The organism is Achromobacter sp. RW408 (assembly GCF_003184165.1).
Classification (GTDB): Bacteria; Pseudomonadota; Gammaproteobacteria; order Burkholderiales; family Burkholderiaceae_B; genus Achromobacter; species Achromobacter xylosoxidans.
In genome coordinates this window covers 1,876,872-1,903,403 of sequence record NZ_QHHO01000049.1, presented here as the reverse complement: position 1 = coordinate 1,903,403, position 26,532 = coordinate 1,876,872, and the positions used below count along the sequence as shown (strand labels likewise).

Sequence of the window (26,532 nt, the reverse complement as noted above, 5' to 3'; positions counted from 1 at the left end):
GTAGGCGGCGAAGTCCGGGCGCCCCGCGGCCGGGCCATCCTGGGGGACTAGGAATCGGGGTGGGGGTGGGCCTGGGCCAGCTCCTGCGCCAGCTTCTCCACGAACATCCATTCCCGCACCTTGAGACCCGCCGCGGCGTAGTCGCGCTGTTCGTCCAGCAGGCGCGTCAACGCGGCGCGCATCTGCTGCCGGGCATCCTCCAGCTCGGTCCGCAGCTCGGCCAGCACGCCGGCGTCATTGCGCGCGTCGTCCATCATTTCGCGCCAGGTCATCTGCTGCATCAGGAAAGCCGTGTCCATCGACGTATTGCTCTCGGTCTGCAGATCCACGCCAGCCTGTTCGCACAGGTAGCGCGCCCGCAACAGCGGATCGCGCAACTGGCGATAGGCCTCGTTGGCGCGCGCCGCCCACTGCATGGCCACGCGGCGTTCCGCGGGGCTGGCGGTGGCATAGCGGTCGGGATGCACCTGCGCGGCGACGGTGCGCCACGCCGATTCCAGCGCCTGGGCGTCCAGGTCGAAGCGTGACGGCAAGCCGAACAGGCTGAAGTGATCGTCTCCAGCCAAGACTTACACCGTGAACGACTCGCCGCAGCCGCAGGTCGCCTTTTCGTTGGGGTTGCGGAACTTGAAACCTTCGTTCAGGCCTTCGCGGGCGTAGTCCAGCTCGGTGCCGTCCAGGTAGGCCAGGCTCTTGGGATCGACGAACACCTTCACGCCGAAACTCTCGAACACCTGGTCCTCGGGCGCCGCGTCGTCCACGTACTCCAGCTTGTAGGCCATGCCGGAACAACCCGTCGTCCTAACGCCGAGGCGCAAGCCGATCCCCTTGCCGCGCTTTTGCAAGTAGCGGCCGATGTGGGTGGCGGCCTGTTGGGTCAGGGTAACGGACATGTTCAGCTCGCAACAGCTTCGGCCGGAACCGAATGCTTTTCCTTGTAGTTCTGCACCGCGGCCTTGATCGCGTCTTCGGCCAGGATCGAGCAGTGCACTTTCACCGGCGGCAGGGCCAGTTCTTCGGCGATCTGCGTATTGCGGATGTTCATGGCTTCGTCCAGCGTCTTGCCCTTGACCCACTCGGTCACGAGCGAGCTGGAGGCAATGGCCGAGCCACAGCCGTAGGTCTTGAAGCGCGCGTCTTCGATGACGCCGGCTTCGTTCACCTTGATCTGCAGCTTCATGACGTCGCCACAGGCAGGGGCGCCGACCATGCCGGTGCCCACCGAGTCGTCCGACTTGTCGAACGAACCGACGTTGCGCGGGTTTTCGTAGTGATCCAGGACTTTGGTGCTGTAAGACATGTTAGTTCTCCACGTATTCTTTGGCTCGGGCGCTCAGTGCGCGGCCCACTGCACGGTATTCAGATCGATGCCTTCCTTGGCCATTTCCCACAGCGGCGACATGTCGCGCAGCTTGCCGACACGGCTCTTGAGCAGTTCGATGGTGTAGTCCACTTCCTGCTCGGTGGTGAAACGGCCCAGCGTGAAGCGGATCGAGCTGTGCGCCAGCTCGTCGTTGCGGCCCAGGGCGCGCAGCACGTAGGAAGGTTCCAGGCTGGCCGAGGTGCAGGCCGAACCGCTGGACACGGCCAGTTCCTTGATCGCCATGATCAGGGACTCGCCTTCGACATAATTGAAGCTGACGTTCAGGTTGTGCGGCACGCGCTGGTCCATGTCGCCGTTGAGGTAGACCTCTTCGATCTGCGACAGGCCGGCCCAGAGGCGATCACGCAGCATGCGGATGCGCTCGTTCTCGGTGCCCATTTCCTCGCGGGCCAGGCGGAAGGCTTCGCCCATGCCGACGATCTGGTGCGTGGCCAGCGTGCCCGAACGGAAACCACGTTCGTGGCCGCCGCCGTGCATCTGCGCCTCGATGCGCACGCGCGGCTTGCGGCGCACGTACAGCGCGCCGATGCCCTTGGGGCCGTAGGTCTTGTGCGCCGAGAACGACATCAGGTCGACCTTCAGCTTCTGCAGGTCGATCTCGACCTTGCCGGTGGCTTGCGCGGCGTCGACGTGGAAGATGATGCCCTTCTCGCGGCAGATCTCGCCCAGGGTTTCGATATCCTGGATGACGCCGATTTCGTTGTTCACCATCATCACGGACACCAGCACGGTGTCGGGACGCAGCGCCGCCTTGAAGACGTCCAGGTTGATCAGGCCGTTGTCCTTGACGTCCAGGTAGGTCACTTCGAACCCCTGGCGCTCGAGTTCGCGACAGGTGTCGAGCACGGCCTTGTGCTCGGTCTTGACGGTGATGATGTGCTTGCCGCGTTCGGCGTAGAAGTTGGCGGCGCCCTTGATCGCCAGGTTGTCGGATTCGGTGGCGCCGGAGGTCCAGACGATCTCGCGCGGATCGGCGTTCACCAGCTTGGCGACTTCCTCGCGGGCGCGCTCGACGGCGTCCTCGGACTCCCAGCCAAACGAGTGGCTGCGGGAAGCGGGATTGCCAAAGTTCTCGTACAGCCAGGGCACCATTTTCTCGACGACGCGCGGGTCGACGGGGGTGGTGGCCGAGTAGTCCAGATAGATCGGGCGGGTGGTCATTTCTACAACTCCTACTGCTTATACGGTGGCATTGGCCGCGACGGTGGTGGTCGGGGCATTGGCGGCGTTATTGGCGCCTCCCACCCGATTCACGCGCACCGCGCAGGCCTGCGCTTGATTGTTGGCTTCCTGCAATTGGCGCACACGCTGCTGATCGACCAGATCCTGCAGCGACACCGAATCCAGGTAATCGACCATCTTGCGATTCAGCGTGGCCCAGAGTTCATGCGTCATGCACTTGCCAGGCTTGCCGTCGTTGCCGCTCGTACAGTCCCGCTTGCCGCCACAGCTGGTGGCGTCCAGCGGCTCGTCCACGGCGAAGATGATGTCGGCCACGGTCACGTTGCGCGCCAGGCGGGCGAGCGAGTAACCGCCGCCGGGGCCGCGCACGCTGTCCACGAGTTCGTGGCGACGCAGTTTCCCGAACAGCTGTTCCAGGTAGGAAAGCGAAATATTCTGACGCTGGCTGATGGCCGCAAGAGTGACCGGACCGCTATGCTGCCGCATAGCCAGATCGATCATGGCAGTCACGGCGAAACGCCCTTTGGTAGTTAGCCGCATGGTGAATTCCCTGTGATTCGGCAATGGCCGCCGGCGAATCCGGCGGTCAATACCCGAGTAATTGGCTCAAGTATAGCAAATTCCCGAGTAATTTGGTATGGCTCCCGGCTAGAAAAAACCGCGCTGTCGCGCGGTTCTTTTCACTGCCAATTCACCGGGAGCCCCACAGGGCGCCCCGGCGCACAGGAGACCTCAGGCCGCCTGGTATTGGGTAGCGCGCTTGCGGACCAGTTCGAGCACGCCCTGACAGGCGTCTTCGAGGTAGTCCAGCACCTTGCCGAAACCATCGGCGCCGCCATAGTAGGGATCGGGCACGGTGGCTTCTTCGAACTCGTTGGCAAAGCGCATCAGCAGCATCAACTTGTGCTGATAGGCCTTGGGGCACTGCTGCTGCATGGCGGACAGATTGTCCCAGTCCATGGCGAGGATGAGGTCGAAGTCGCGGAAGTCTTCCGCGGTGACCTGGCGGGCCTCGCAGTGCGTGATCTCGTAGCCGCGCTTGCGCGCTGCGGCCTGCGCCCGGGCATCAGGCGCCTCGCCGATGTGAAACGCGTGCGTGCCCGCGGAGTCGATGCGAACCACATCGCCCAAACCCGCGTCGTTCACCAAATGGCGAAACACGCCCTCTGCGCTCGGCGAGCGACAGATATTGCCCATGCAAACGAAAAGTACCTTGGTCATCATGGGAGTAAGTGTGCGGGAAAACCCGAGATAAGGCAAGCTTTTTTTGCGCTCAGGGACTCTCTTTCGCGGCGATGCGTCCTCGAAAATTTACCCTATAAATCAAATAGTTAAACGCTATATTTAACTTCATCCCAGGGCCGCGAGCCGCTTCGGTTACGCAAATTCCGGGCCCCGCTTCTGCAACACTTGCCTCATCATCACTTTCAGCAACCCGTCAGCGAAAAGACACATCAAGATACAGTTTTACCCTCATACCGCGCCGTCCAGCAGCACCCGCTGCTTCAAGGCCGTCAGGGCATCGCGAGCGGCCGCGGCCTGCTCGAATTCCAGGTTGCGGGCATGGTCCATCATCAGCTTTTCAAGCCGCTTGATTTCGCGCGCCAGCGCCTTCTCGTCCTTCAGCAATTCGGCCGGCACCGCCGCTTCCAGCGCATCGTGCTGCACCGGGGCCACGATACCGTCGATCAGCTCGCGCACCGCCTTCTGCACGCCGCGCGCGGTAATGCCGTGGTCGGCATTGAATTGCAACTGCTTGGCGCGGCGCCGGCTGGTCTCTTCCATGGCCCGCTGCATCGAATCCGTGATGCGGTCGGCATACAGGATGGCGTGGCCATTCAGGTTGCGGGCGGCCCGGCCGATGGTCTGGATCAGGCTGCGCTCGGAACGCAGGAAACCTTCCTTGTCGGCATCCAGGATGGCCACCAGCGACACTTCCGGGATGTCCAGGCCTTCACGCAGCAGGTTGATGCCCACCAGCACGTCGAACGTGCCCAGGCGCAGGTCGCGGATGATCTCCACCCGCTCGACCGTATCGATGTCAGAGTGCAGGTAGCGCACCCGCACGCCGTGCTCGGTCAGGAAGTCGGTCAGGTCCTCGGCCATGCGCTTGGTCAGCGTGGTGACCAGCACCCGCTCGCCCTGGCTGGTGCGCGCCTTGATCTGGCCCAGCAGGTCGTCGACCTGCGTGCGGGCCGGCAACACCTCGACGATCGGGTCGACCAGGCCGGTGGGACGCACCACCTGCTCGACCACATTGTCGGCATGCTCTTTTTCGTAGGCCGCCGGCGTGGCCGACACGAACACGCACTGGCGCATGCGGGCCTCGAACTCCTCCAGCTTGAGCGGGCGGTTGTCCAGCGCCGAGGGCAGCCGGAAACCATACTGCACCAGGGTTTCCTTGCGCGAGCGGTCGCCGCGGTACATGGCGCTGAGCTGGCCGATGGTGACGTGGCTTTCGTCGATGAACATCAGCGCGTCGGCGGGCAGGTAGTCGATCAGCGTGGGCGGCGGCTCGCCGGGCGCGGCGCCCGACAGATGGCGCGAGTAGTTCTCGATGCCCTTGCAGAACCCCAGTTCCTGCAGCATTTCCAGGTCGAAGCGGGTGCGCTGCTCCAGGCGCTGGGCTTCCACCAGGTGGCCGTCATCGACGAAGCGCTTGGTGCGCTCGCGCAGCTCTTCCTTGATGGTCTCGATGGCGCGCAGCACGGTGTCGCGCGGCGTCACGTAGTGCGAACCCGGATAGACGGTGAAGCGCGGCAGCTTCTGGCGAATACGGCCGGTCAGCGGATCGAACAGTTCGAGGCTTTCGATTTCGTCGTCGAACAGCGTCAGGCGCAGCGCCAGCTCGGCGCTTTCCGCGGGGAAGATGTCGATGGTTTCGCCGCGTACCCGGAACACGCCGCGGGTGAACTCGGCGTCGTTGCGGGTGTACTGCATGGCCACCAGCCGCGCCAGGATCTCGCGCCGCGAAATCTGGTCGCCGGCACGCAGGATCAGCACCATCGCGTGGTAGTCGCCGGGGTTGCCGATACCGTAGATGCACGACACGGTGCCCACGATGATGGTGTCGCGCCGTTCCAGCAGGCTCTTGGTGGCCGACAGCCGCATCTGCTCGATGTGTTCATTGATGGACGAATCCTTCTCGATGAACAGGTCGCGCGTCGGCACGTAGGCCTCGGGCTGGTAGTAGTCGTAGTACGAAACGAAGTACTCCACGGCGTTCTTGGGAAAGAACTCGCGCATTTCGGCGTACAGCTGCGCCGCCAGCGTCTTGTTGGGCGCCAGCACCAGCGCCGGCCGCCCGAGCTGGGCGATGACGTTGGCCATGGTGTAGGTCTTGCCCGAACCGGTCACGCCCAGCAGGGTCTGGTACATCAGGCCGTCCTGCACGCCCTGGATCAGTCCCTCTATTGCGCCCGGCTGGTCGCCGGCAGGCGGATAGGGTTGATACAGGTGGAATGGGCTGTCCGGGAAATCGACATACCCCGGGCCGGCCTCCGGAGCCGCCACGGCAGCGCCAGAGGGCCCATCGGTCGCCCCGTCGGTGACCGCGCCAACGGCTGCGGCACCCGCCGCGCTCGGGTCTATTGCGCTCTTAGGCATGCTAGACTGTTCCCAGGGTAAACCCCCCATTATCCACAGCACTTCCGACTGCGTCCACTCACCCTCAGCAGAGTCCCATGAGCACCCTTTTCGATTCCGTCGAACTCGCGCCGCGCGACCCCATTCTTGGCCTGAACGAACAATACAACGCGGACACCCGCCCCGGTAAAGTCAATCTGGGCGTGGGCGTGTACTACGACGACCAGGGCCGGATTCCCCTGCTGGGCGCCGTGCGCAAGGCGGAAATCGCCCGCATCGAGGCCGCCGCCGCCCGCGGCTACCTGCCGATCGAAGGCATCGCCGGCTACAACCAGGGCGCGCAAGCCCTGCTGATCGGCAAGGATTCCCCGCTGGCCGCCGCCGGCCGCGTCCTGACCACCCAGGCCCTGGGCGGCACCGGCGCGCTCAAGATCGGCGCCGACTTCCTGCGCCAACTGCTGCCGACCTCGAAGGTCCTGATCAGCGACCCCAGCTGGGAAAACCACCGCGCGCTGTTCGAGCGCGCCGGTTTCGAAGTCGGCACCTACGCCTACTACGACGCGGCCACCCGCGGCCTGAACTTCGACGGCATGCTGGCCGCCCTGAAGGCCGCGCCGGCCAACACCGTGGTCGTGCTGCACGCCTGCTGCCACAACCCCACTGGTGTCGATCCCACCTTCGACCAATGGAAGCAGATCGCCGCGGTCGTCAAGGAAAACAAGCTGGTGCCGTTCCTGGACATCGCCTACCAGGGCTTCGGCGAAGGCCTGCATGAAGACGCCGCGGTCGTGCGCCTGTTCGCCGACCTCGACCTGACCATGTTCATCAGCTCGTCGTTCTCGAAGTCGTTCTCGCTGTACGGCGAGCGTGTCGGCGCCCTGACCGTCGTGGCCGGCAGCAAGGACGAAGCCGCCCGCGTGCTGAGCCAGCTCAAGCGCGTCATCCGCACCAACTACTCCAACCCGCCCACCCACGGCGGCACGATCGTCTCCACGGTGCTGAACTCGCCCGAACTGTTCGCCATGTGGGAAGAGGAACTCGGCGCCATGCGCGACCGCATCCGCCTGATGCGCAAGCAGCTGGTCGAGAAGATCAAGGAACACGGCGGCAAGCAGGACTTCAGCTTCGTGCTGCAGCAGCGCGGCATGTTCTCGTACTCGGGCCTGACCTCGGCCCAGGTCGACCGCCTGCGCGAAGAGCACGGCGTCTATGCCGTCTCCAGCGGCCGCATCTGCGTGGCCGCGCTCAACAGCGGCAACATCGACCAGGTGGCCAAGGGCATCGCCGCGGTGCTCTAAGACTCAGCGCCAGCGTCACCCCCAAACGGGACCTTCGGGTCCCGTTTTCATTGCCTGTCACAAAACCATGCCCGATCAACGCTTGCTTTTTTGCGTTATGTCCCCCAGAATGCCGCTGTATATATGTACAGTCCGACACCCAACGGATCATCGCCATGGCCAGCAAACTCACTGATCGTCAACAGCAAATCCTGGACCTCATCCGGCAGACCGTCGCGCGCACCGGCTTTCCGCCCACCCGCGCCGAAATCGCCCAGGCCCTGGGATTTCGCTCGCCCAACGCGGCCGAAGACCATCTGAAGGCCCTGGCCCGCAAGGGCGCCATCGAACTCACGGCCGGCGCCTCGCGCGGCATCCGCCTGAAGGACAACTCCCCGACGCCATCCCAGGCGCCGTTGCCCCTGCCCGGCCTGGCGCAGCTGCTGCTGCCGCTGGTGGGCCGCGTGGCGGCCGGCAGCCCTATCCTGGCCACCGAACACGTCGAACGCGAGATCGGCGTCGATTCCAGCCTGTTCGCCCAGGCGCCGGACTACCTGCTCAAGGTGCGCGGCATGAGCATGCGCGACGCCGGCATCCTCGAAGGCGACCTGCTGGCCGTCAAGAAAGCGTCCGAGGCCCGCAACGGCCAGATCGTCGTGGCCCGGCTGGGCGACGACGTCACCGTCAAGCGCCTGCAGCGCCAGAACGGCCGCATCGAACTGCTGCCCGAGAATCCCGACTTCAACGTCATCGTGGTCGAGGCCGACCAGGAATTCGCGCTGGAAGGCATTGCCGTTGGACTGATCCGTCCGCACGCGCTGCACTGATCCTTCCGCCCCAACCTGGCGCCCGCCCGAGGGCCGCGCCAAAAATAAACCCCGCGCAAGCGGGGTTTATTTTTGACGGCGCCCCTCGCGGGGCGCCGTGGGCCGGACATCAGTGCTTGAGCACCGGATCCGTGGAACCCGGTTCGGCCGGCTTGGCGACCAGCGGTTCCTTGACCGCTTCGTCTTCAGCCAGCGGCTCCGGCAGGCGTTCCAGGGCCAGCTCCAACACCTTGTCGATCCAGCGGACCGGCACGATCTCGAGATGGTTCTTGACGTTGTCCGGGATCTCCGCCAAATCCTTGACGTTTTCTTCCGGGATCAAGACCGTCTTGATGCCACCGCGGTGGGCGGCCAGCAGCTTTTCCTTCAGGCCGCCGATCGGCAGGACTTCGCCACGCAGCGTGATCTCGCCGGTCATGGCAACGTCGGCGCGCACCGGGATGCGCGACAGGGCCGACACCATGGCCGTGGTGATCGCGATACCGGCGGACGGACCGTCCTTGGGGGTCGCGCCTTCCGGCACGTGCACGTGCATGTCGTGCTTCTCGAACACGCTGTCGGCAAAGCCCAGGCGACGCGCCCGCGAGCGCACCACGGTGCGGGCCGCCTCGACCGATTCCTTCATCACGTCGCCCAGCGAACCGGTGCGTTGGATCACGCCCTTGCCGGGCATGTCCGCCACTTCGATCGTGAGCAGGTCGCCACCGACTTCCGTCCAGGCCAGGCCGGTCACCTGACCGATCTGGTTTTCCTTTTCGGCCATGCCGAAGGTGTAGCGGCGCACGCCGAGGTAGTCGCTGAGGTTCTCGCCCGTGACGTTGACCGGCTTGAGTTCGAAGGTCTTGCCTTCGGCCTTGGCGCGGTCGCTCTGGGTCAGCAGCTGCTTGATCACCTTGCGGCAGATCTTGCCCACTTCGCGTTCGAGCGCACGCACACCGGCTTCGCGGGTGTAGTAGCGCACGATGTCGCGCAGCGCGCTGTCGTCGACGGTCAGCTCGGTATCCTTGACGCCGTTGTTCTTCATCAGCTTGGGCAGCAGATGGTCGCGGGCGATGTGGATCTTTTCTTCCTCGGTGTAGCCGGACAGGCGGATCACTTCCATCCGGTCCAACAGGGCCGGCGGAATGTTCAGCGTGTTGCTGGTGGCCACGAACATGACGTCCGACAGGTCGAAGTCGACTTCGATGTAGTGGTCCTGGAACGTGTGGTTCTGTTCCGGGTCCAGCACTTCGAGCAGCGCCGACGAGGGATCGCCGCGGAAATCCATGCCCAGCTTGTCGATTTCATCGAGCAGGAACAGGGGATTGCGCACGCCGACCTTCGACATGTTCTGGACGATCTTGCCAGGCATCGAGCCGATGTACGTACGACGGTGGCCGCGGATCTCGGCTTCGTCACGCACGCCGCCCAGGGCCATGCGCACGAACTTGCGGTTCGTGGCCTTGGCGATGGACTGGCCCAGCGAGGTCTTGCCGACCCCCGGAGGACCGACCAGGCACAGGATCGGCGCCTTGACCTTGTCCACGCGCTGTTGCACGGCGAGGTATTCGAGGATGCGTTCCTTCACCTTCTCCAGGCCGTAGTGGTCGTTGTCGAGCACCGTCTCGGCATTGGAGATGGAATTGTTGATCTTGCTCTTCTTCCTCCAGGGGAGATTGATGAGCGTATCGATGTAGTTGCGCACCACGGTGGCTTCGGCCGACATGGGCGACATGAGCTTGAGCTTCTTGAGCTCGGCATCGGCCTTCTTGCGCGCCTCCTTGGGCATGTGCGCGGCGATGATCTTCTTTTCGAGCTCCTCGATGTCGGCGCCCTCTTCGCCTTCGCCCAGCTCCTTCTGAATGGCCTTGACCTGCTCATTCAGGTAGTAGTCGCGCTGGCTCTTTTCCATCTGCTTCTTCACGCGGCCGCGGATCCGCTTTTCGACCTGGAGAATGTCGATTTCGGTTTCCAGCTGCGTGAGCAGGCCTTCGAGGCGCTCGGAGGTGCCGACGATCTCGAGCATCTTCTGCTTCTGCTCGAGTTTCAGCGGAAGATGCGCGGCGATCGTGTCGGCCAGGCGGCCGGCGTCATCGATGCCGGCGAGCGAGGTCAGGATCTCCGGGGGGATCTTCTTGTTGAGTTTTACGTATTGCTCGAACTGGGCAACGATCGCGCGGCGCAGGGCCTCGGTCTCGGAGCCCTGGACGGCGTCCGGCTCGATCGGGGTGACCTGGCAGGTGAAGTGCGAATCGGCGTCTTCGATGCTGTTGATGCGGGCGCGCTGGGTGCCCTCGACCAGCACCTTGACGGTGCCGTCGGGCAGCTTGAGCATCTGCAGGATGCCGGCGACGCAGCCGATCTCGTAGACGTCTTCGGGAGTGGGATCATCCTTGCCGGCGGATTTTTGGGCCACCAGCATGATGCTCTTGCCCGCTTCCATCGCAACCTCGAGCGCGCGGATGGAGCGCGGACGGCCGACGAACAGCGGGATGACCATGTGCGGGAACACCACGACGTCGCGCAGCGGCAGCAGGGGAAGGTCGATCGGGTCGGAAGGCAGGGTCTGGCTGGCAGACATAGGAGGTTCCTCGGTATGACTCGGCGTATCGGGGACAGGATGACCGGGTATACCCGGACAGCCCCGTCAGTTACGTCTGTTATGGGAACAATAGCCGAAAATTCAAGATCCCGGCGGCCCGATAAACAAAATGGAAAAAAAATCGGCGGCCGCCATCCCGTTATATTGGACGCACCCTGGGAGTGTGCGTTCAATCAGGCGCCGGAGACAAAAAAACCCGTTACGGAAACGGGTTTTTTTGAAATATCCGTCAGGCCGCGGCGTCGCGGACTTCTCCGCGCTCGGGCTTTTCGGCCGTCCCTTCCTCGTCGGCGTAGATCAGCAGGGGCTTGCCCTCGCCTTCGATCGCGCCTTCGTCGAGCACCACACGCTTGACGTTGCCTTGCGACGGCAGGTCATACATGGTGTCGAGCAGGGCCTGCTCGATGATGGAGCGCAGGCCGCGGGCGCCGGTCTTGCGCTTGAGCGCCTTGCGGGCGATGGCCTTGAGCGCGGCGGGCCGCACGTCCAGCTCGGCGCCTTCCATGGCGAACAGCTTCTGGAATTGCTTGAGCAGGGCGTTCTTGGGCTCGGTGAGGATCTGCACCAGGGCAGCTTCATCGAGTTCGTCCAGCGTGGCGACCACGGGCAGGCGGCCGACCAGCTCGGGGATCAGGCCGAACTTGATCAGGTCTTCGGGCTCGACTTCGGAGAACAGCTCGCCGACGCCGCGCTCGGACTTGGCGCGCACGGAGGCGGAGAAGCCGATGCCGGACTTTTCGGTGCGGTCGCGGATGACCTTTTCCAGCCCGTCGAAGGCGCCGCCGACGATGAACAGGATGTTGGTCGTGTCGACCTGGACGAAGTCCTGGTTGGGGTGCTTGCGCCCGCCTTGCGGCGGCACCGAGGCCACCGTGCCTTCGATCAGCTTGAGCAGGGCCTGCTGCACGCCCTCGCCCGACACGTCGCGGGTGATGGACGGGTTGTCGGACTTGCGGGAAATCTTGTCGATTTCGTCGATGTAGATGATGGCGCGCTGCGCCTTCTCGACTTCGTAGTTGCAGTTCTGCAGCAACTTCTGAATGATGTTCTCGACGTCTTCACCGACGTAACCGGCTTCGGTCAGCGTGGTGGCGTCGGCCATGACGAACGGCACATTCAGCATGCGCGCGAGCGTCTGCGCCAGCAACGTCTTGCCCGACCCGGTGGGGCCGATCAGCATGATGTTGCTCTTGGACAACTCGACTTCGTCGCCCTTGATCTCGCCGTGGCGGATGCGCTTGTAGTGGTTGTAGACGGCCACTGCCAGCATGCGCTTGGGCGAGGTCTGCCCGATCACGTACTGGTCGAGGAACGTCTTGATTTCAGCCGGAGTGGGCAGTTCGGAACGAATCGCCGCGCGCGCGGTCGCCTGCGCTTCCTCGCGGATGATGTCGTTGCACAGGTCTATGCATTCATCGCAGATGAATACCGACGGACCCGCGATCAGCTTGCGGACTTCGTGCTGGCTTTTATTGCAAAACGAGCAATGCAGCACTTTTGCGTCTGCCGATCCCTTTTTTTCAGGCATATGTAGTCGTATCTCAGGTAAAGAAGCGCCGGACCGGGTAAAGGGCCCGGCGCCTGCGCTTACTCAAACAAGGCGGCAGCGGATGGGACTCAGCCGGGAAGTCAGCCTTCCGAGCGGGAGGTCATCACCTTGTCCACCAGTCCATACGATACCGCATCTTCGGCGGACATGAAGTTGTCACGTTCCGTGTCCAGGGCGATGCGGTCGATCGACTGGCCGGTATTGTCGGCCAGGATGCGATTGAGACGCTCGCGCAGGTCCAGGATCTCGCGAGCCTGGATCTGGATGTCGGAGGCCTGCCCCTGGGCGCCGCCCGAGGGCTGGTGGATCATGATGCGCGAGTTGGGCAGGGTGAAGCGCTTGCCCTTCTTGCCAGCCGCCAGCAGGAAGGCGCCCATGCTGGCCGCCAGGCCGGTGCACAGGGTCGACACGTCCGGCTTGACGAACTGCATGGTGTCGTAGATGGCCATGCCCGCGTACACCGACCCGCCGGGCGAGTTGATGTACAGGGAAATGTCCTTGTCAGGATTCTCCGATTCCAGGAACAGCAACTGGGCCACGACCAGGTTGGCCGTCGCGTCGTTGACCGGGCCCACCAGGAAGATGAGCCGCTCGCGGAGCAGGCGCGAATAGATGTCGTAGGCGCGTTCGCCGCGCCCCGACTGCTCGATCACCATGGGAATGTAGCCCAGGCCGGTGGGGGTCACCGACGACCCGCCATTCATTGCCGCATAGAAATCGGTGAATCTCTGCATAGTGTTACGCCATCCCCATCAACTGATCGAAAGGCACCTTTTCGTCGGTGACCTTGGCCTTTTCCAGAACGTGCGCGACGACGTTGTCTTCGAGCACGATCGCCTCGATTTCAGCACGACGCTGGCGGTCGGCCAGGTAATAGCTGACAACCTGGGCGGGTTGTTCGTAGTTTTCCGCGAATTCCTCGATGCGGGCGCGGACCTGTTCCGGCTTGGCCTGCAGCTGGGCTTGCTTGACCAGTTCGGACACCAGCAGGCCCAGGCGCACGCGGCGTTCGGATTCGGTCGAGAAGGCCTCGGCCGGGATCGGCACGGACTCGGCGTTCGGCACGCCACGCTGCTTGAGCTCTTCGCGGGCGGCGGCGATGCGGCTTTGCACGTCGTTGTCGACCAGCGCCTTCGGCACGTCGAACTTGCCGGCTTCGACCAGGGCGTCCATCACGCTGGCCTTGGTGCGGCCTTGCGAGCGCACCTTGACTTCGCGTTCGATGTTGCTGCGGATGTCGGCCTTGAGCTTTTCGATGTCGCCTTCGGCCTGGCCGAGCGACTTGGCGAATTCGGCGTTCAGTTCGGGCAGGACGCCTTCGGCCACTTCCTTGACGGTGATGGTGAATTCGGCGGTCTTGCCGGCGACTTCCTTGCCTTGGTAGTCATCGGGGAACTTGAGCGGGAAGACCTTGCTTTCGCCAGCCTTCAGGCCGCGGGCGGCTTCTTCGAATTCCGGCAGCATGCGGCCCTGGCCGAGCACGAAGGGGAAATCTTCGGCCTTGCCGCCGTCGAACGGCACGCCGTCGATGGTGCCGGCGAAGTCCAGCGTGACGCGGTCGCCGTCTTGCGAGGCGCGGCCTTCACGGGCTTCGAACGTGGCGCGCTGCTTGCGCAGGACGTCCAGGGTCTGCTGCACTTCGGCGTCGGTGACCGCGGTTTCATAGCGGGTCACGGCCAGAGCCGACAGGTCCGGCACGGCGACTTCGGGGTAGACCTCGAACGTGGCGGTGAAGGCCAGCGTGTCTTCGCCGACGCCTTCCGTCTTGGGTTCCAGGTTCGGGGCGCCGGCGACGCGCAGCTTGGCGCCGTCGACGGCTTGTTCGAATGCACGGCCGACCTGGCTGTTGATCACGTCGTAGCGGATGCCGGGGCCATGGCTGCGCTCGAGCATGGCGAGCGGCGCCTTGCCGGGACGAAAGCCAGGGACCTTGGCGGTGCGGGCCACGCGCTTCAACTGCGCCTGGACTTCCTTTTCGACGTCGGCCACCGAGACGGCCAGATCAACACGGCGCTCGAGGCCGGAGAGGGTTTCAACCACAGGCTGCATTAAAAGACCTATTTTCCGAAAGATATGAGATGACGGGCGGATAAACGCGGCATTTTACCGGAAACTTCCGGACCCCTGACGCAAAGGGGCGCGAGCACCCGGATAAGCCCGGATGCTCGCGCCCCGTTTTCCACCCGGAAAGGGCGGCAAATTGCCCGCCAGGGCGCTTTACTTGGCCTTGGCGATGCGATCTTCGATGTGCTGCGCGCGCTTGGCCGAGGACGGGTGCGAGCTCATCATATCGCTCTTGCCGCCGTCCAGCTCGGCCAGCTTCTGGAACGCCGTCACCAGGCCGCGGGTGTTCAGCTTCTTGGCCTGCAGCTGGTCGAACGAGTAGTCGTCGGCGGCGCTTTCCTGCGACTGCGAGAACTGCGCGTTGATGAACTTCTCGGTCAGGTCGCCCAGCTGCGACGAGTTCAGGGCGGCGACCGTGGCGCCACCGGCGGCGCCGGCGGCATCGCGCGCGGCCGAGACCGTGTAGGCGGTCTGCATGGCCTTCTTGCTGTGGCCCAGCGCCACGTGGCCGATTTCATGGCCGACCACGCCCAGCACTTCGTCGTCGGTCATCATGTCCATCAGGCCGCTGTAGACGCGGATGCAGCCGTTGGCCATGGCCCAGGCGTTGACGTCCTTGGTGATGTAGACCTTGTAGTTGGCCTTCTGGCCGTTGACGGTGCCGCCCAGCTGCTTGGCGATCTTCTGCAGGCGCACGTCATACTTGCTGCCCGGCGCGGCGATCTTTTCCTGCGAATCGCTCTGCGCGCAAGCCTTGTCGGACAAAGTCTTGATTTCGGCATCGCTCAGGGTGGCGGCCTGCACCACCTTGCTGCCGGCGCCCACCAGTCCCCCGATATCGAGGGCATGCGACGCGGAGTAAGGGGCGAGAGCAACGGCCAGCGCGGCAACGGTGTAGCGGATCTTCATGAAAAAAACTCCTCTTGACTGACTCGGGTGCGAGTGAGGCCGCAATTCTATATACGCCCAAAGCTCTCAAACCGTTTCGCCACAGAGTTTCGCAAATGCGAACTTCACTTACACAAAAGGCATGCAAAAGACTCCTTACCGTGGTAAGTACCGCGCCTGCGACGTCAAACCGTCATCAAAAACAAATACCGGCGCAGGCCGGCGTTGTTAGAATTGCCGCCGCAGTTTTTTCCGCACTTCCTCATAACGGCTCGCAACCACCATGACCCCCAACACCCCTCCCCGCCTGGGCCTGCTGCCCAGCCTGATTTTCAGCTCGCGCTGGCTGCAACTGCCGCTTTATCTGGGACTGATCGTCGCCCAGGGCGTTTACGTGATGCTGTTCCTGAAGGAACTGTGGCACCTGCTGACGCATGCCACCAGCTTCGGTGAAATGGAGATCATGCTGCTGGTGCTGGGCCTGATCGACGTGGTGATGATATCGAACCTGCTGGTCATGGTGATCGTGGGCGGCTACGAGACCTTCGTGTCGCGCCTGCGCCTGCAAGGCCATCCGGACCAGCCGGAATGGCTCAGCCACGTCAACGCCAGCGTCCTCAAGGTCAAGCTGGCCATGGCGATCATCGGCATCTCCTCGATCCACCTGCTGCGCACCTTCATCGAGGCCGGCACGCTGGGCACCCCCAATGCGCGCTTCTCGGAGGCGGGCGTGATGTGGCAGACCATCATCCACGCGCTGTTCATCCTGTCCGCGCTGGGCATCGCCCTGGTCGACAAACTGTCGACGCCTTCGCATCCCAAGCATTGAGCGCCCGGCGCGCCGCAGCAAAAAGAAAAGCCCCGACACTCGCGTGCGGGGCTTTTTTCATTGTGGCGCGCCGCCAGGGGCGCGCCACGGACCTGGACTCAGGCGGCCACCTTGATGTTCTTGGCGCTCGGGCCCTTGGGGCCGGTACCGACCTCGAACGTGACCCGTTGGTTTTCCTGCAGCGACTTGTAGCCTTCGCTGCGGATTTCCGAGTAGTGGGCGAACAGATCCTTGCTGCCGTCGTCGGGCATGATGAAGCCATACCCTTTTTCGGCGTTGAACCACTTGACGATGCCGGTTGCCATGGAATTTCCTCGAACCTAAAGAAGCGATTGCTCGCGGGGCGCCAGATGATCAAGGATGGGAGAGGAAAGCAACGCAGCACCACTGACCGCGACAAGTTGAACGCAGACCGCGTCTCTTGAAAATCTCGCTGGACCCAGTGTATTGGCGAACCTCGAAAAACGTCAAATAGACGATCATCGCAAGCGTCGCGCCCTGCCCGCGGCGAGGCCGCGATCGCTTTTTTTCAACTCGCCATGCGTCGATACAGGCAGATACGCTCGCGCGCAAGGCATGCCGCGCCGCCGCCCTGCCTCATCCGGCAAAGCCGCCGGCGTCCAGGAACTCCTGCTCGGGCTGCGTCGTCTGCCGGCCCAGCGCGGCGTTGCGATGGGGGAAGCGGCCGAAGCGCTTGATGATGTCGCGATGCAGGACGGCCCAGCGCACCGCGTCGGCGCCCAGCGGTTCCATCAGCGCCACCGCCCGGTTCTGCGCGGCGACGGTTTCCGCATGCTCGAAGGGCATATAGAAAAACTGGCGCAGCGCCGGATCGACGGCCAGATCGTGGCCGGCGGCAATGGCGCGCTCGGCGAACACCAGCGCCAGCGGATCGGTGGCGAACATGTGCGCGGTGCCACGGTATGCGTTGCGAGGATACTGGTCCAGCAGGATCATCAACGCCAGCGCCCCCTCGGGCTCGTCCATCCAGGCATCGAGCTGGCGTGCCGCCGCGGCCATGTGGGCCGGGCCGCAATGCTGGCGGAAGCGCTCATCGAAGGCCGCGTCCTTGGTGAACCACTGCTGCGGCCCGGCGTCGCGCCAGAACGCCACGATGTCCGCCGCGCGCAGGGAAACAGGTTCTTGGCCAGGTTGGGTCATGGAGATCATCCTCGATCGATTGCGGGTGCGGGGTGCGGGTCCGCCGCCAGGCGGGCGGAAGGACGGGGAACTGGCGCAAGGATACCGCGAGCCAGGAACACTGGCAGCGACTGCGGCGGCCCCGCCAAGAGGCCACAGGCGCCGCCGGACAGCAAAAGGGCTCCCCGATGGGGAGCCCAGATGCAAAAAAGCCCCCGAAGGGGCTTTTCCGAAAAGTCAGAGCCTTACAGGACCTGAATCTTCGTGGCTTGCGGGCCCTTGGGGCCATTGGCCGTCACAAAGCTGACGCGCTGGTTCTCTTCCAGAGACTTGAAGCCCGAGCCCTGAATTTCGGAGAAGTGAGCGAACAGATCCTTACCACCCGCTTCCGGGGTGATGAAGCCATAGCCTTTTTCCGAATTGAACCACTTAACGACGCCGGTTTCCATACTGTATTTCCTAGAGATAATGGGCAAATGCCCGGAGGTCACGAATCAATCAAGGAGGGGACAGTAGAACAATAACGCTGAGCCGGAAAAGGCACGGCACTGAACGAAAATCGCAACGCTTGTGATCGTGTGCCGACACTATCGTTATGTTCCCCTCACAAGTCAACATAATCCTAAAAAATACGTGCCAATAATGCAACAAAGAGAAACTGCGAACAAAATTTACACGTTTTCATAGGCAAAAAGAAGGCCTGCATAGGTGTAAACACCCACGCATCATAAAAAAACAATCAAGGCTTATATAAATGCCATCAAAGGGCGTCGCTCACACATACGCCGTTTGGATGGCACTTTGGTTTGCCGTCAGGCTTACTCTTCGATAGGTAAACCCAACAGATCGAGCGCCGCGTTGAAAGCTTCGGGGCCCGAGCAAAGGAAAACCGCCACGTCGCCGGGATTCATATTCTCCAGGACCTGGTCGATTTGGTCTTGCGCATTATCAACATTGTCGACACCAGCGGCGTGAATGTCCGCGCCGGCTTCGACTTTCTCGCGGGGCACGAGGTCGGCGATCGCCTCGAGATCGTCCATGCCGGTCACGACATAGGCGCTGATGCTCTCGCCATCCAGCGTTGTGTGCAGCTCAACGCCGCCCGCCACGTCGGCAACATGCCGACTCAGTATTTCCATGATCACTCTTCCTAGACTTGCGGGCCGGGCCCGCCTGGGCGCGCCCGCACGGGTGCGCACACGCCCAGGCGCGACTATAACAGCCTTATGCTAAGGCTTCCTGACAGCCGGCCCCAAAGAGCGGCGGGCGGCGCCGGAGGTGGCCGCCACGCTGCGGCTGCGCGCACCGGCGGCGGCCAGCGCGGCCAGCAGCGGCTTCTGCGCATCCAGGAAGGCGGCCTTCTCGTCGTCCGCCAACTTGCACAGGAACATCTGCGCCAGCAACTGCGTGCGGCGAGCCTTGCGATTGTCGGCCTCCTGGGCCAGCCAGGCGGCCACCCAGTCGGCGGCCGCCTGCGCGTCGCCCTGGTGCTTGACGTGCCCCAGCAGGTCGAACACGGTGACGCCGGCGATGGCGCCGTCCTCGGCGCGCGTCAGGAAGAGCTTGGCGGCCTGGCCGCTGTAGCCCGGGACCAGGGCAATGCAATCGCGCTCGGCGGGTTTCTTCATGGGTACTGCCTGTATCGGTTATCGGTAACCCTGCAATGTAACCCGCGCCCGCCGCTGTCGCGTGGGCGCCACGGAACTCTGCTATCGTCGGCCTGTTTTTCCCCAACTCTACGGCGGACATCATGCAACGCGATTTCGATCTGGTCGTCACCATCCTGGGAGCCCTGCGCGACGCGCCTGGCCCCAACCTGAGCACCCATGACATCAAGGAAGCGGCCCTGGCCCACGAACAAGGCCTGCAGTTGGTCGCGCACCACCTCGACCTGCTGGCCGACGCGGGCCTGGTCAAGCAGGTCAGCGAAACGGCGGCGACCGCCGGCGATACCCGCTGGCGCATCACCTGGAAGGGTTACGACGCGCTGGAACAGGACGAAGAAGACGACGACGAGGATTTCGACGCCGAGGAATGAGGCGCGCCCCGGCCCTTGCGACGCGGCCGGCGGGCGTGTCATCGCGCCCCGCCGGCGGCCCGGCGGCCACGCCCGGCCAGGTTCCGGAACGGCTCAGTGGCGCCGCAGGATGCGCCGCGTCAACAATGCGGCCGCGGCGCCGATCACCAGACTGAACATGAAGGCGGCAACCGCGAGCATCGCCGCCTGATCGCCGAAACCGGCAGATCGCGACAACACCACCACCACGGCGCAGACCGCCGCGGCCCATACCACCACGCCCGCGAGCACGCGGCCCGGTGTGCGCAACCGGCCGCACAGCGACCCACCCACGAGCGCCGCGGCCACCATGGCGGCCATGGACCAGAACAGATATTCGTAGTGCATGCGGACGGACTCCCCTGCGGTATTGAGGCGACCGCATTATAGGCGGGCGCGCCGCCCATCCGTCCCCGAGATCCAGGACGTCAGCCGCGCCGGCGCCCGCCTCAGGCCTGCGGCGCGACCGCGACGGCGCTGATTTCCACCAGCGCCCCATAGTGCAATTCCCGTGTCGGCACGATGGCGCGAGCGGGCCGGTGATCGCCGAAGCTGCGTTCGTAGACGCCATTCACCTCGTTCCACATGCCAACGTCCGGGATGTACACCGTGACATTGACCACCGCGGACATCGACGTCCCCGCGGCTTGCAGAATGGCCGCCAGGCTGCGCAGCGCGGCCTCGGTCTGCGCGGCCACGCCTTGCGCGAGCCGTGGCGGCTCGCCGGGCTGGACGGGCGGCAGGAAACCCAACTGCCCGGAAACGAAGACAAAGCCATTGGCGCGCACGGCCTGCGAATAGTGACCGGCCGGCGGCGTCGCATGGGGGGTGGATATGATGTCCATCTCGACTCCTGGAGGCTGCGGCCGGGCTACCAGCCGCGGAAACGTTGCCATTGCGCCACGACCTGGCGATCGCCGCTACGCACCACGGCGTAGGCGTCATGCTGGGCGCAGGTGGCGCAGGCGTGGTTCGGCACGATCCGCAGCCGGGTGCCCAGCGGCAGATCGGGCAAGTTGGCGCCGCTGCCCGCGCGCAGCTTGATGATGCCCTGCTCCTGGTTGGTCTCGGCCAGCAGCAGGTCGGGATAGACCTGGCCATCCGCGTCGCACACCAGCCCGTACAACTGGTCCACCGGCTGCCGGGCCGTCCCGCGATCGCGCGACATGGCCATCCAGCCGGCATCGACCAGGATCCAGCCCTTGTCGGGCTGGTGGCCGATCACCGTGGTCAGCACGCTCGCGGCGATGTCGTCCACGGCGCACACGCCCAGTCCCGCCATGACGAGGTCGAAAAACACGTAGACGCCGGCGCGCACTTCGGTCACGCCCTCCAGGTTGCGGGCGAAATGGGCGGTGGGCGTGGAGCCCACGCTGACCACCGGGCACGGCAGGCCGGCGGCGCGAATCGTTTCGGCGCAGCCGACGGCGGCCAGGCGTTCCTGCTCGGCCATGTCGGCGATCGCCTCCACGCTGCGGCAGCCATAGGACTCGCCGGCATGGGTCATGACGCCGCGCAGGCACCCGGCGGCATGCAGTGTTCGCGCGATTTCCAGCAACTGTCCGGCCTGGCCCGGCTGCACCCCGGCGCGGTGGCCATCGCAATCGATTTCGATCAGCGCCGGAATCGCTGCGCCCTCTTCGAGCGCGCGCGCGGCCACGGCCTGCGCCGCCTCGACGCTGTCGACCACGACGGTCAGGTCGACGCCACCACGCCGCAGCGCCAATACGCGTTCGAGCTTGGCGGGCGCCACGCCCACGGCATACAGCAGGTCGGTCACGCCCGCCGCCGCGAACTGCTCGGCCTCCTGCAGCGTCGACACCGCCGCCGGCCCTTCGGGCCGCGCCATGACGCGACGCGCGACCTCGATCGATTTGGGCGTCTTCAGGTGCGGGCGCAGCTGCACGCCGTGGCCGGCCATCAGGCGGTTCAGGCGCTCGATGTTGCGTGTCATGCGGGTTTCGTCCAGCAGCAGGCAGGGCGTATCCAGCGTATCCAGGGTGACGGAGGCAGTGGTCATGGCGATATCGGTGAAACTGAAACGGGCGCGCGGGAAGGAATGCAACGCGGATGGCGCCCGGGTATCCGTCCGCAGGTTCGCAGTATGGCGCGCCAGGGCGCTTGCGTGTTTAATCAATGCTTAATCAATCATTAAGGCGATTCTGAATGATCACCACGGATGACCTGCGCTTTTTCCTGAGCCTGGCCGCCACCAGCTCGTTGGCGCAAGCGGCGCGCGCGCTCGACGTGACGCCGCCCGCCGTGACCCAGCGCTTGCATGCGTTGGAAAAACGCCTGGGCGTGCGCCTGGTCAATCGTTCCGGGCGCGGCACCGCGTTGACCGACGAGGGCCGCCTGCTGGCGCTGCGCGCCGGGCAGATCTGCGGGGAACTGAACGAGCTGGCCGATGAGCTGGCGGGGCGGCGCGGCGTGGTGGCCGGCCATCTGCGCGTTGTCGCGCCGCTGGGATTCGGCCAGCGGTACGTGGCGGGACTGGTGGCGGAGTTTCGCCAGCACAGCGACAACGTGACCGCCAGCCTGGTGCTGTCCGACGGTCCGCCGCGGCTGGCAAGCGATGACTGGGACGTCATGGTTCACATCGGCGAGCTGCGCGATTCCACGCTGGTGGCGTATCCCCTGGCGCCGAACCGGCGCATCCTGTGCGCGTCGCCCGCATACCTGGCTCGCCACGGGGCGCCCGCCAAGCCCGAAGACCTGCGCGACCACGACTGCATCGCGTTGCGTGAAAACGAAGAGGACGTGACGCTGTGGCGCTTCAAGCGCGGTCGCGGCCCGGTGGTGGGCGTGCGCATTGCCCCCGTGCTGTCGAGCAATACCGGGGCCACGGCGGTGGCCTGGGCGCTGGCGGGGCATGGCATCGTGGCGCGATCGGAATGGGATGTGGCCGAGCACGTGAAGCGCCGCGCGCTGGTGCCGTTGCTGCCGGGCTGGAGCCTGCCCGAGGCGAATGTGGTGGCGCTGGTGAAATCACGCCAGGACCTGCCCGCGCGCACCGCGGGCTTTCTGGCCCACCTGCGCGAAGCCTTTGCGGCCACGCCATGGCGCGACAAGGGCCAGGCGTAGCGGTGCGAGGAAGGGGAGCCAGCGGGAGGCGTGTTCATCCGACGCGGCGCCGGAAAGTCGGTGGACTCTGCAAAGCCGTGCCTGCCGGCGCGAGCCGGATGAACGTTCGCAGGATGCCAGATCGCGGGACGCCCGGGGCAGGCGCTTCCGATAAATCGGACTCCTCGATCCCCCCGCCACAATCAGTCGAGCATGGCTTCCGCTTCGATCTCGACCAGCCACTCCGGCAACGACAGGCCGCTGACGATGATCCAGGACGAGGGTGGCGGATCGTTCGGGAAGCGGTCGCGCAGCACTTGCGCGATCGACTCCTGGTCCTCGCGCGCCGTTTCGCAGATGTAGATGCGCAGCATGATGACCTGCGCCAGTGTGCCGCCGGCCGCCGCCAGCACGCGTTCGATATTGTCGATCGCCGCGTCGGCCTGTTCGCGCAGCCCTGGGCTGACCGTGCGCTCCTGCGCATCGACGCCGACCTGGCCCGACAGCAGCATGCGGCGCTGGCCGGTCACGATCACGGCCTGGCTGAAGCCATATTGCACCGTATTGAAGACAGTATCGGGATTGACGACGGTTCGGGACATGTGGATTCTCCTGGTGGGCGGCGCGCCCCGCAGCGCGGCGCTTGCGCCATTCTAGAGGCGCCCGCCATCAGGCGGCCGCGGGCGCGGGCCGCGCGCCACGCGCCGCGTACACGGCCACCAGCAACACCACCGCGCCCGCGCCGACCGCGGTCCAGAAGCCCGCGCCGACGCCATGATGATCCACGATCCAGCCCGCCAGCGCGGCGCCAGCCGCGACGCCCGCGCCCAGGCCCGTCACCAGCCAGGTCAATCCCTCGGTGAGACGGCGGCCCGGCACGGTGCTCTCCACCAAGGCCATGGCGATGATCATGGTCGGCGCGAACGACAGCCCAGCCAGCAAAACGCCCAGGGACAGCGTGAGCAGGTCGCCGACCCACAGCAGCGGCAAAGTGGTGAAGGCGGTCACGCTGGCGGCCACGGCCAGCAACCGCGCCAGCGGCGTCTGGAACTTGAGCACGCCGAACGCCAGGCCGGCGACGCACGATCCCAGCGCGTAGGCCGACAGCACCATGCTGGCCCCGGCCGGCAGGCCCTGCTGGCGCGCGAAGGCCACGCTCATCACGTCGATGGTGCCGACGATGACCCCCATGGCGGCCATCATCGCGGTCAGTTGTCGCATCAGCGGCACGCCCAGCACCGAGGACTCACGGCCCGCTTCGCGCGGCTGCACCGCCGGCGCGGTGGCACGCTGCAACACGAAGGCGGTGACGCCCAGGCCCAGCAGCAGCGCCGCGCCGAGCGGGCCGGCTTCGGGGAAGAGGATGACGCACAGACCCACGGCCAGCGGCGGGCCGATGATGAAGCTCAATTCGTCCAGCACCGATTCGAGCGCATAGGCGGTGCGCAGTTGCGGCCGGTCGCGATAGATCTCGGTCCAGCGGGCCCGCGCCATGGCCGGCATGCTGGGCAGGCTGCCCGCCAGCGCAGCGAACACGAACAGGGTCCAGTCGGGCGCCTGCAGGCGCACGCAGGCGGCCAGGCCGATCAGCCCCGCCACGCTGGCGCCCGCCGCCAGCGGCAGCACCCTGCCCTGCCCGTGGCGATCCACCAGGCGTGAAATGCGCGGCGCGAGCAGCGCCGTGGCCAGGGCGAAGGTGGCCGCGACCGCGCCCGCCAGGGTGTAGGCGCCCCGCACTTGCGACAGCATGGTGATGATGCCGATGCCGATCATCGGCAGCGCCAGCCGCGCCACGGCGCACGCGGCGACAAAACCGGCGGCGCCGGGCGCCAGGAACAATTCGCGATAAGGATTGGACACCCGGAACCTCTGGGATGTTGCGGGCCGGCGACAGCCAGCCGGACAAATTTACATACGTGACGTATGTGAGATGGTATTCACATGCATGGCGCATGTCAATTAACATACGACCCGTATGTCATTGGAGCCAGCCATGTCGCGATCGCGCGCCGAGATGATCGAGGAAACCCGCGGAAAACTGTTGGCGACGGCGCGCGAGTCGTTTCGCCGCGCCGGTTACGCCGGCACCTCGATGGATGACCTGACCGCCGCCGCCGGCCTGACCCGGGGAGCGTTGTATCACCATTTTGGTGACAAGCAAGGTCTGCTCGCCGCGGTGGCCGCGCAGATCGACGCCGAGATGGAGGCGCGGCTGCAGGCCATCTCGCGGGATGCGCCCGACGCCTGGACCGCGCTGCGCGAGCGCTGCCGCGCGTATCTGGAAATGGCCGCCGACCCCGAGATCCGCCGCATCGTGCTGCAGGATGCGCGCGCCGTGCTGGGCCATGCCGGCGCCGCCGCCCAGGAACAATGCACCGCGTCGCTGGGCGAGTTGCTGCAGGACCTGATGGACCAAGGCGCGATCGTCGCCGCGCCCCCGCGCGCGCTCGCCCGGATGCTGCATGGCGGCCTGGCCGAAAGCGCATTCTGGATCGCCGAGGACGATGGCCCGGCGCGCCTGGCGCAGGCCTTGCAGGCGCTCGATCTGCTGCTGCAGGGCATGCGCCGGCGCTGACCGGATCGATGCCCGGGGCTGGCCCTCGCGGCAAACGCCATCGTCGCGCATAATGCGCTCAGCGCGCTCAGTGCCCCACCGGCCCGCGCCCCTTCCCTGAACCCGGATCCACGATCATTCGAGATGAAGCTTTTGCGTCATTACGCCCTGGCCGCCCTGCTGTGCGGCGCCGTGCTGCTGCCGGCCGCCGCGCCCGCCCAACCGCCCGCGCCGGACGTCACGCAGGCCCTGGTGGGCAAGTGGCGGCACCAGACCATGCTGCGCACCGTCGACGGCAAGGCGCAGCCGCCCCAGCCCTCCGGCGGCGCGGGCGTGGTCGAGTTTCGCGGCGACGGCACCTGGTCGATGCAAGGCCCGGACATGGTTTCCAGCGGCACCTACCGATGGCTCGATGCCAAGCGCATCGAACAGACGCTGGAGCAATCCACCAGCAAGCATGAACTTGGCGTGGCCTCCATCCGCTACGTGAAGATCCAGGGCGATCACCTGAGCCTGACGCGGGTGCAGGACCGCAGGGAAATGGACAAGCTGATGCCGCCGCCCGGACCGAACGTGCGCCGCCCCGACCAGTTGATCGTCACCAACGTCTTCACCCGGTTGCCGGCGGAGCCGAATCCATCCGCGCCCGCGGGCGGCGCGGGTCACCGCTAGGCCAAACGCGGTATGGAAGGATGAGACCGTCTTTGCTACGCTGAGTCATCCCCATGGAGGGCACCAGGCCATGAAACCCAAGATCCGCGTGCTGCGCGTCCAGCCGTCGTCGATGTCGGCCCGCTTCGCCTTCCTGGCGATCGCGCTGCGCTGGTCCTTGGGCGCGACGCCCCGGCCGGCGCGCCTGCGGATCGGCCCGCACGACCTGGCGCCGGTCGGTTCCGAGGCGGCGTTCTGGATGTTCGCGCTGCGCCACGCCCTGTCGGCGCAGTCGGTGCTGGTCACGCGGGGCGATCACTGGGACGTGGCGGCGTCGGTCGATGGCGACGTGATCCGCGCCTTCGGCCGCAAGTTTGCACTGCGCCAGTGCCTGTGAAACAAGGCGATCGGCGCGGGCGGCTAGAACTCGGGCAGGTCGAACACCGTATGCAGGGTGGAACTGGGCGCCGGCACGGAAGCCAGATGCTCGCGGCCGTCCTCGTCGGTCAGCACCCGCACCGGGCGCGAAGCCACTGACAGGCCGTCCACGCTGACGACGGTCTCGACGTCGGCGCCGGCCTTGATGGCTTCGATCACTTCGGAAGCCGCCGCGGTCACGGGTTCGCTGACCCAACCGGGCACGCCGCGCTCGGCCAGCCCCCAGCGCACGTAGGCGACATGGCCGGTAACGGCTTCTTTACGAACGGCGACGATCGCGTAAAACGACATCCGGGCCTCCCTCAGGTTTGGTGGCCCGGATCGTATAACAACTTGGCTGATTCGCGATGACAGCCGTCAGGGTTCGATGTCGATGGGCTCAAAGGATTTCACCAAGTCATCCAGTTGTTTCAATTGGGTGAGGAACGGCTCCAGCTTGTCCAGCGGCAGCGCGCTGGGGCCGT

31 protein-coding genes are annotated in these 26,532 nt (G+C 65.2%); 8 read left to right on the top strand and 23 right to left on the bottom strand.

Annotation, left to right across the window (positions count from 1 at the left end):
* Positions 1-47 precede the first annotated feature (47 nt).
* The 7 genes from hscB to uvrB form a co-directional block, all read right to left on the bottom strand.
* Positions 48-566, bottom strand: coding sequence for a Fe-S protein assembly co-chaperone HscB (hscB, locus tag DK459_RS28140; protein WP_110135205.1), 519 nt, complete (start codon positions 564-566; stop codon positions 48-50).
* A gap of 3 nt (positions 567-569) precedes the next feature.
* Positions 570-893 (bottom strand): iron-sulfur cluster assembly protein IscA, encoded by a 324-nt coding sequence (gene iscA, locus DK459_RS28135; RefSeq protein WP_006386172.1) that lies wholly within the window; start codon positions 891-893, stop codon positions 570-572.
* 2 nt (positions 894-895) lie between these two features.
* Positions 896-1,300 carry a Fe-S cluster assembly scaffold IscU gene (gene iscU, locus DK459_RS28130; protein WP_006386173.1) on the bottom strand — a complete coding sequence of 135 codons (405 nt, stop codon included), beginning with the start codon at positions 1,298-1,300 and terminating at the stop codon, positions 896-898.
* 33 nt (positions 1,301-1,333) lie between these two features.
* The gene (locus DK459_RS28125) at positions 1,334-2,545 is read right to left on the bottom strand and encodes an IscS subfamily cysteine desulfurase (protein WP_107315690.1); all 1,212 of its coding nucleotides are present in this window, start codon (positions 2,543-2,545) and stop codon (positions 1,334-1,336) included.
* 18 nt (positions 2,546-2,563) lie between these two features.
* Entirely contained in the window at positions 2,564-3,106 is a 543-nt protein-coding gene (gene iscR, locus DK459_RS28120) for a Fe-S cluster assembly transcriptional regulator IscR (protein WP_026384517.1), read from the bottom strand.
* Positions 3,107-3,298: 192 nt separating this feature from the next.
* A complete protein-coding gene (locus DK459_RS28115; protein WP_006386176.1) occupies positions 3,299-3,790 on the bottom strand; it encodes a low molecular weight protein-tyrosine-phosphatase in 492 nt (163 codons plus the stop codon).
* Between the two features lie 249 nt (positions 3,791-4,039).
* A complete protein-coding gene (gene uvrB / locus DK459_RS28110; protein WP_006386177.1) occupies positions 4,040-6,079 on the bottom strand; it encodes an excinuclease ABC subunit UvrB in 2,040 nt (679 codons plus the stop codon).
* Positions 6,080-6,249: 170 nt separating this feature from the next.
* Between uvrB and DK459_RS28105 the strand changes: the two genes are divergently transcribed.
* A complete protein-coding gene (locus DK459_RS28105; protein ID WP_006386178.1) occupies positions 6,250-7,449 on the top strand; it encodes an amino acid aminotransferase in 1,200 nt (399 codons plus the stop codon).
* 155 nt (positions 7,450-7,604) lie between these two features.
* Positions 7,605-8,255 carry a transcriptional repressor LexA gene (gene lexA, locus DK459_RS28100; RefSeq protein ID WP_024069438.1) on the top strand — a complete coding sequence of 217 codons (651 nt, stop codon included), beginning with the start codon at positions 7,605-7,607 and terminating at the stop codon, positions 8,253-8,255.
* 109 nt (positions 8,256-8,364) lie between these two features.
* Here lexA and lon read toward each other — a convergent pair whose 3' ends face one another.
* The 5 genes from lon to DK459_RS28075 form a co-directional block, all read right to left on the bottom strand.
* The gene (lon, locus tag DK459_RS28095; protein WP_020928331.1) at positions 8,365-10,815 is read right to left on the bottom strand and encodes an endopeptidase La; all 2,451 of its coding nucleotides are present in this window, start codon (positions 10,813-10,815) and stop codon (positions 8,365-8,367) included.
* A gap of 250 nt (positions 10,816-11,065) precedes the next feature.
* Positions 11,066-12,364 (bottom strand): ATP-dependent Clp protease ATP-binding subunit ClpX, encoded by a 1,299-nt coding sequence (clpX, locus tag DK459_RS28090; protein WP_006386181.1) that lies wholly within the window; start codon positions 12,362-12,364, stop codon positions 11,066-11,068.
* 101 nt (positions 12,365-12,465) lie between these two features.
* Complete coding sequence (gene clpP, locus DK459_RS28085; RefSeq protein WP_006386182.1) at positions 12,466-13,119, bottom strand: ATP-dependent Clp endopeptidase proteolytic subunit ClpP; 654 nt, start codon at positions 13,117-13,119, stop codon at positions 12,466-12,468.
* Positions 13,120-13,123: 4 nt separating this feature from the next.
* The gene (gene tig, locus DK459_RS28080) at positions 13,124-14,434 is read right to left on the bottom strand and encodes a trigger factor (protein ID WP_006386183.1); all 1,311 of its coding nucleotides are present in this window, start codon (positions 14,432-14,434) and stop codon (positions 13,124-13,126) included.
* A gap of 168 nt (positions 14,435-14,602) precedes the next feature.
* A complete protein-coding gene (locus DK459_RS28075; protein ID WP_006386184.1) occupies positions 14,603-15,358 on the bottom strand; it encodes a M48 family metallopeptidase in 756 nt (251 codons plus the stop codon).
* Between the two features lie 262 nt (positions 15,359-15,620).
* Here DK459_RS28075 and DK459_RS28070 point away from each other — a divergent pair, with 262 nt between their 5' ends.
* Positions 15,621-16,166 carry a TIGR00645 family protein gene (locus DK459_RS28070; protein WP_006386185.1) on the top strand — a complete coding sequence of 182 codons (546 nt, stop codon included), beginning with the start codon at positions 15,621-15,623 and terminating at the stop codon, positions 16,164-16,166.
* Positions 16,167-16,264: 98 nt separating this feature from the next.
* On the opposite strand, the gene DK459_RS28065 is transcribed toward DK459_RS28070, so the two are convergent.
* From DK459_RS28065 to DK459_RS28045, 5 genes are all read right to left on the bottom strand, one after another.
* Entirely contained in the window at positions 16,265-16,471 is a 207-nt protein-coding gene (locus DK459_RS28065) for a cold-shock protein (RefSeq protein ID WP_006225311.1), read from the bottom strand.
* A 292-nt stretch (positions 16,472-16,763) separates the two neighbouring features.
* Complete coding sequence (locus DK459_RS28060) at positions 16,764-17,327, bottom strand: DUF924 family protein (protein WP_020928332.1); 564 nt, start codon at positions 17,325-17,327, stop codon at positions 16,764-16,766.
* A gap of 224 nt (positions 17,328-17,551) precedes the next feature.
* The gene (locus DK459_RS28055) at positions 17,552-17,755 is read right to left on the bottom strand and encodes a cold-shock protein (RefSeq protein ID WP_006220190.1); all 204 of its coding nucleotides are present in this window, start codon (positions 17,753-17,755) and stop codon (positions 17,552-17,554) included.
* Positions 17,756-18,124: 369 nt separating this feature from the next.
* Positions 18,125-18,445 (bottom strand): hypothetical protein, encoded by a 321-nt coding sequence (locus tag DK459_RS28050; protein ID WP_006386188.1) that lies wholly within the window; start codon positions 18,443-18,445, stop codon positions 18,125-18,127.
* A 90-nt stretch (positions 18,446-18,535) separates the two neighbouring features.
* Positions 18,536-18,934 (bottom strand): hypothetical protein, encoded by a 399-nt coding sequence (locus DK459_RS28045; protein WP_054513741.1) that lies wholly within the window; start codon positions 18,932-18,934, stop codon positions 18,536-18,538.
* A 122-nt stretch (positions 18,935-19,056) separates the two neighbouring features.
* Between DK459_RS28045 and DK459_RS28040 the strand changes: the two genes are divergently transcribed.
* Entirely contained in the window at positions 19,057-19,344 is a 288-nt protein-coding gene (locus tag DK459_RS28040; protein ID WP_006386190.1) for a DUF2513 domain-containing protein, read from the top strand.
* A 93-nt stretch (positions 19,345-19,437) separates the two neighbouring features.
* On the opposite strand, the gene DK459_RS28035 is transcribed toward DK459_RS28040, so the two are convergent.
* The 3 genes from DK459_RS28035 to DK459_RS28025 form a co-directional block, all read right to left on the bottom strand.
* Complete coding sequence (locus tag DK459_RS28035) at positions 19,438-19,710, bottom strand: hypothetical protein (RefSeq protein WP_006386191.1); 273 nt, start codon at positions 19,708-19,710, stop codon at positions 19,438-19,440.
* A 101-nt stretch (positions 19,711-19,811) separates the two neighbouring features.
* Positions 19,812-20,207, bottom strand: a complete 396-nt coding sequence (locus DK459_RS28030; RefSeq protein WP_020928333.1) for a RidA family protein — start codon at positions 20,205-20,207, stop codon at positions 19,812-19,814.
* 26 nt (positions 20,208-20,233) lie between these two features.
* Positions 20,234-21,382, bottom strand: a complete 1,149-nt coding sequence (locus DK459_RS28025) for a DSD1 family PLP-dependent enzyme (protein WP_110135287.1) — start codon at positions 21,380-21,382, stop codon at positions 20,234-20,236.
* Positions 21,383-21,528: 146 nt separating this feature from the next.
* On the opposite strand from DK459_RS28025, the gene DK459_RS28020 reads away from it, so the two are divergent.
* Positions 21,529-22,446, top strand: coding sequence for a LysR family transcriptional regulator (locus tag DK459_RS28020; protein WP_006386194.1), 918 nt, complete (start codon positions 21,529-21,531; stop codon positions 22,444-22,446).
* 182 nt (positions 22,447-22,628) lie between these two features.
* Here the strand turns inward: DK459_RS28020 and DK459_RS28015 are convergent, their stop codons facing one another.
* Together DK459_RS28015 and DK459_RS28010 are read right to left on the bottom strand one after the other, a co-directional pair.
* Positions 22,629-23,027, bottom strand: coding sequence for a RidA family protein (locus DK459_RS28015; RefSeq protein ID WP_020928335.1), 399 nt, complete (start codon positions 23,025-23,027; stop codon positions 22,629-22,631).
* 67 nt (positions 23,028-23,094) lie between these two features.
* Positions 23,095-24,285, bottom strand: coding sequence for an MFS transporter (locus DK459_RS28010; RefSeq protein WP_024069442.1), 1,191 nt, complete (start codon positions 24,283-24,285; stop codon positions 23,095-23,097).
* A 133-nt stretch (positions 24,286-24,418) separates the two neighbouring features.
* Between DK459_RS28010 and DK459_RS28005 the strand changes: the two genes are divergently transcribed.
* From DK459_RS28005 to DK459_RS27995, 3 genes are all read left to right on the top strand, one after another.
* Positions 24,419-25,000 carry a TetR/AcrR family transcriptional regulator gene (locus DK459_RS28005; protein WP_024069443.1) on the top strand — a complete coding sequence of 194 codons (582 nt, stop codon included), beginning with the start codon at positions 24,419-24,421 and terminating at the stop codon, positions 24,998-25,000.
* Positions 25,001-25,123: 123 nt separating this feature from the next.
* Positions 25,124-25,651, top strand: a complete 528-nt coding sequence (locus DK459_RS28000) for a hypothetical protein (RefSeq protein WP_006386198.1) — start codon at positions 25,124-25,126, stop codon at positions 25,649-25,651.
* 70 nt (positions 25,652-25,721) lie between these two features.
* Positions 25,722-26,027 carry a hypothetical protein gene (locus tag DK459_RS27995; RefSeq protein WP_020928338.1) on the top strand — a complete coding sequence of 102 codons (306 nt, stop codon included), beginning with the start codon at positions 25,722-25,724 and terminating at the stop codon, positions 26,025-26,027.
* Positions 26,028-26,050: 23 nt separating this feature from the next.
* Here DK459_RS27995 and DK459_RS27990 read toward each other — a convergent pair whose 3' ends face one another.
* Positions 26,051-26,359, bottom strand: a complete 309-nt coding sequence (locus tag DK459_RS27990; RefSeq protein WP_006386200.1) for a hypothetical protein — start codon at positions 26,357-26,359, stop codon at positions 26,051-26,053.
* Between the last annotated feature and the right edge of the window lie 173 nt (positions 26,360-26,532).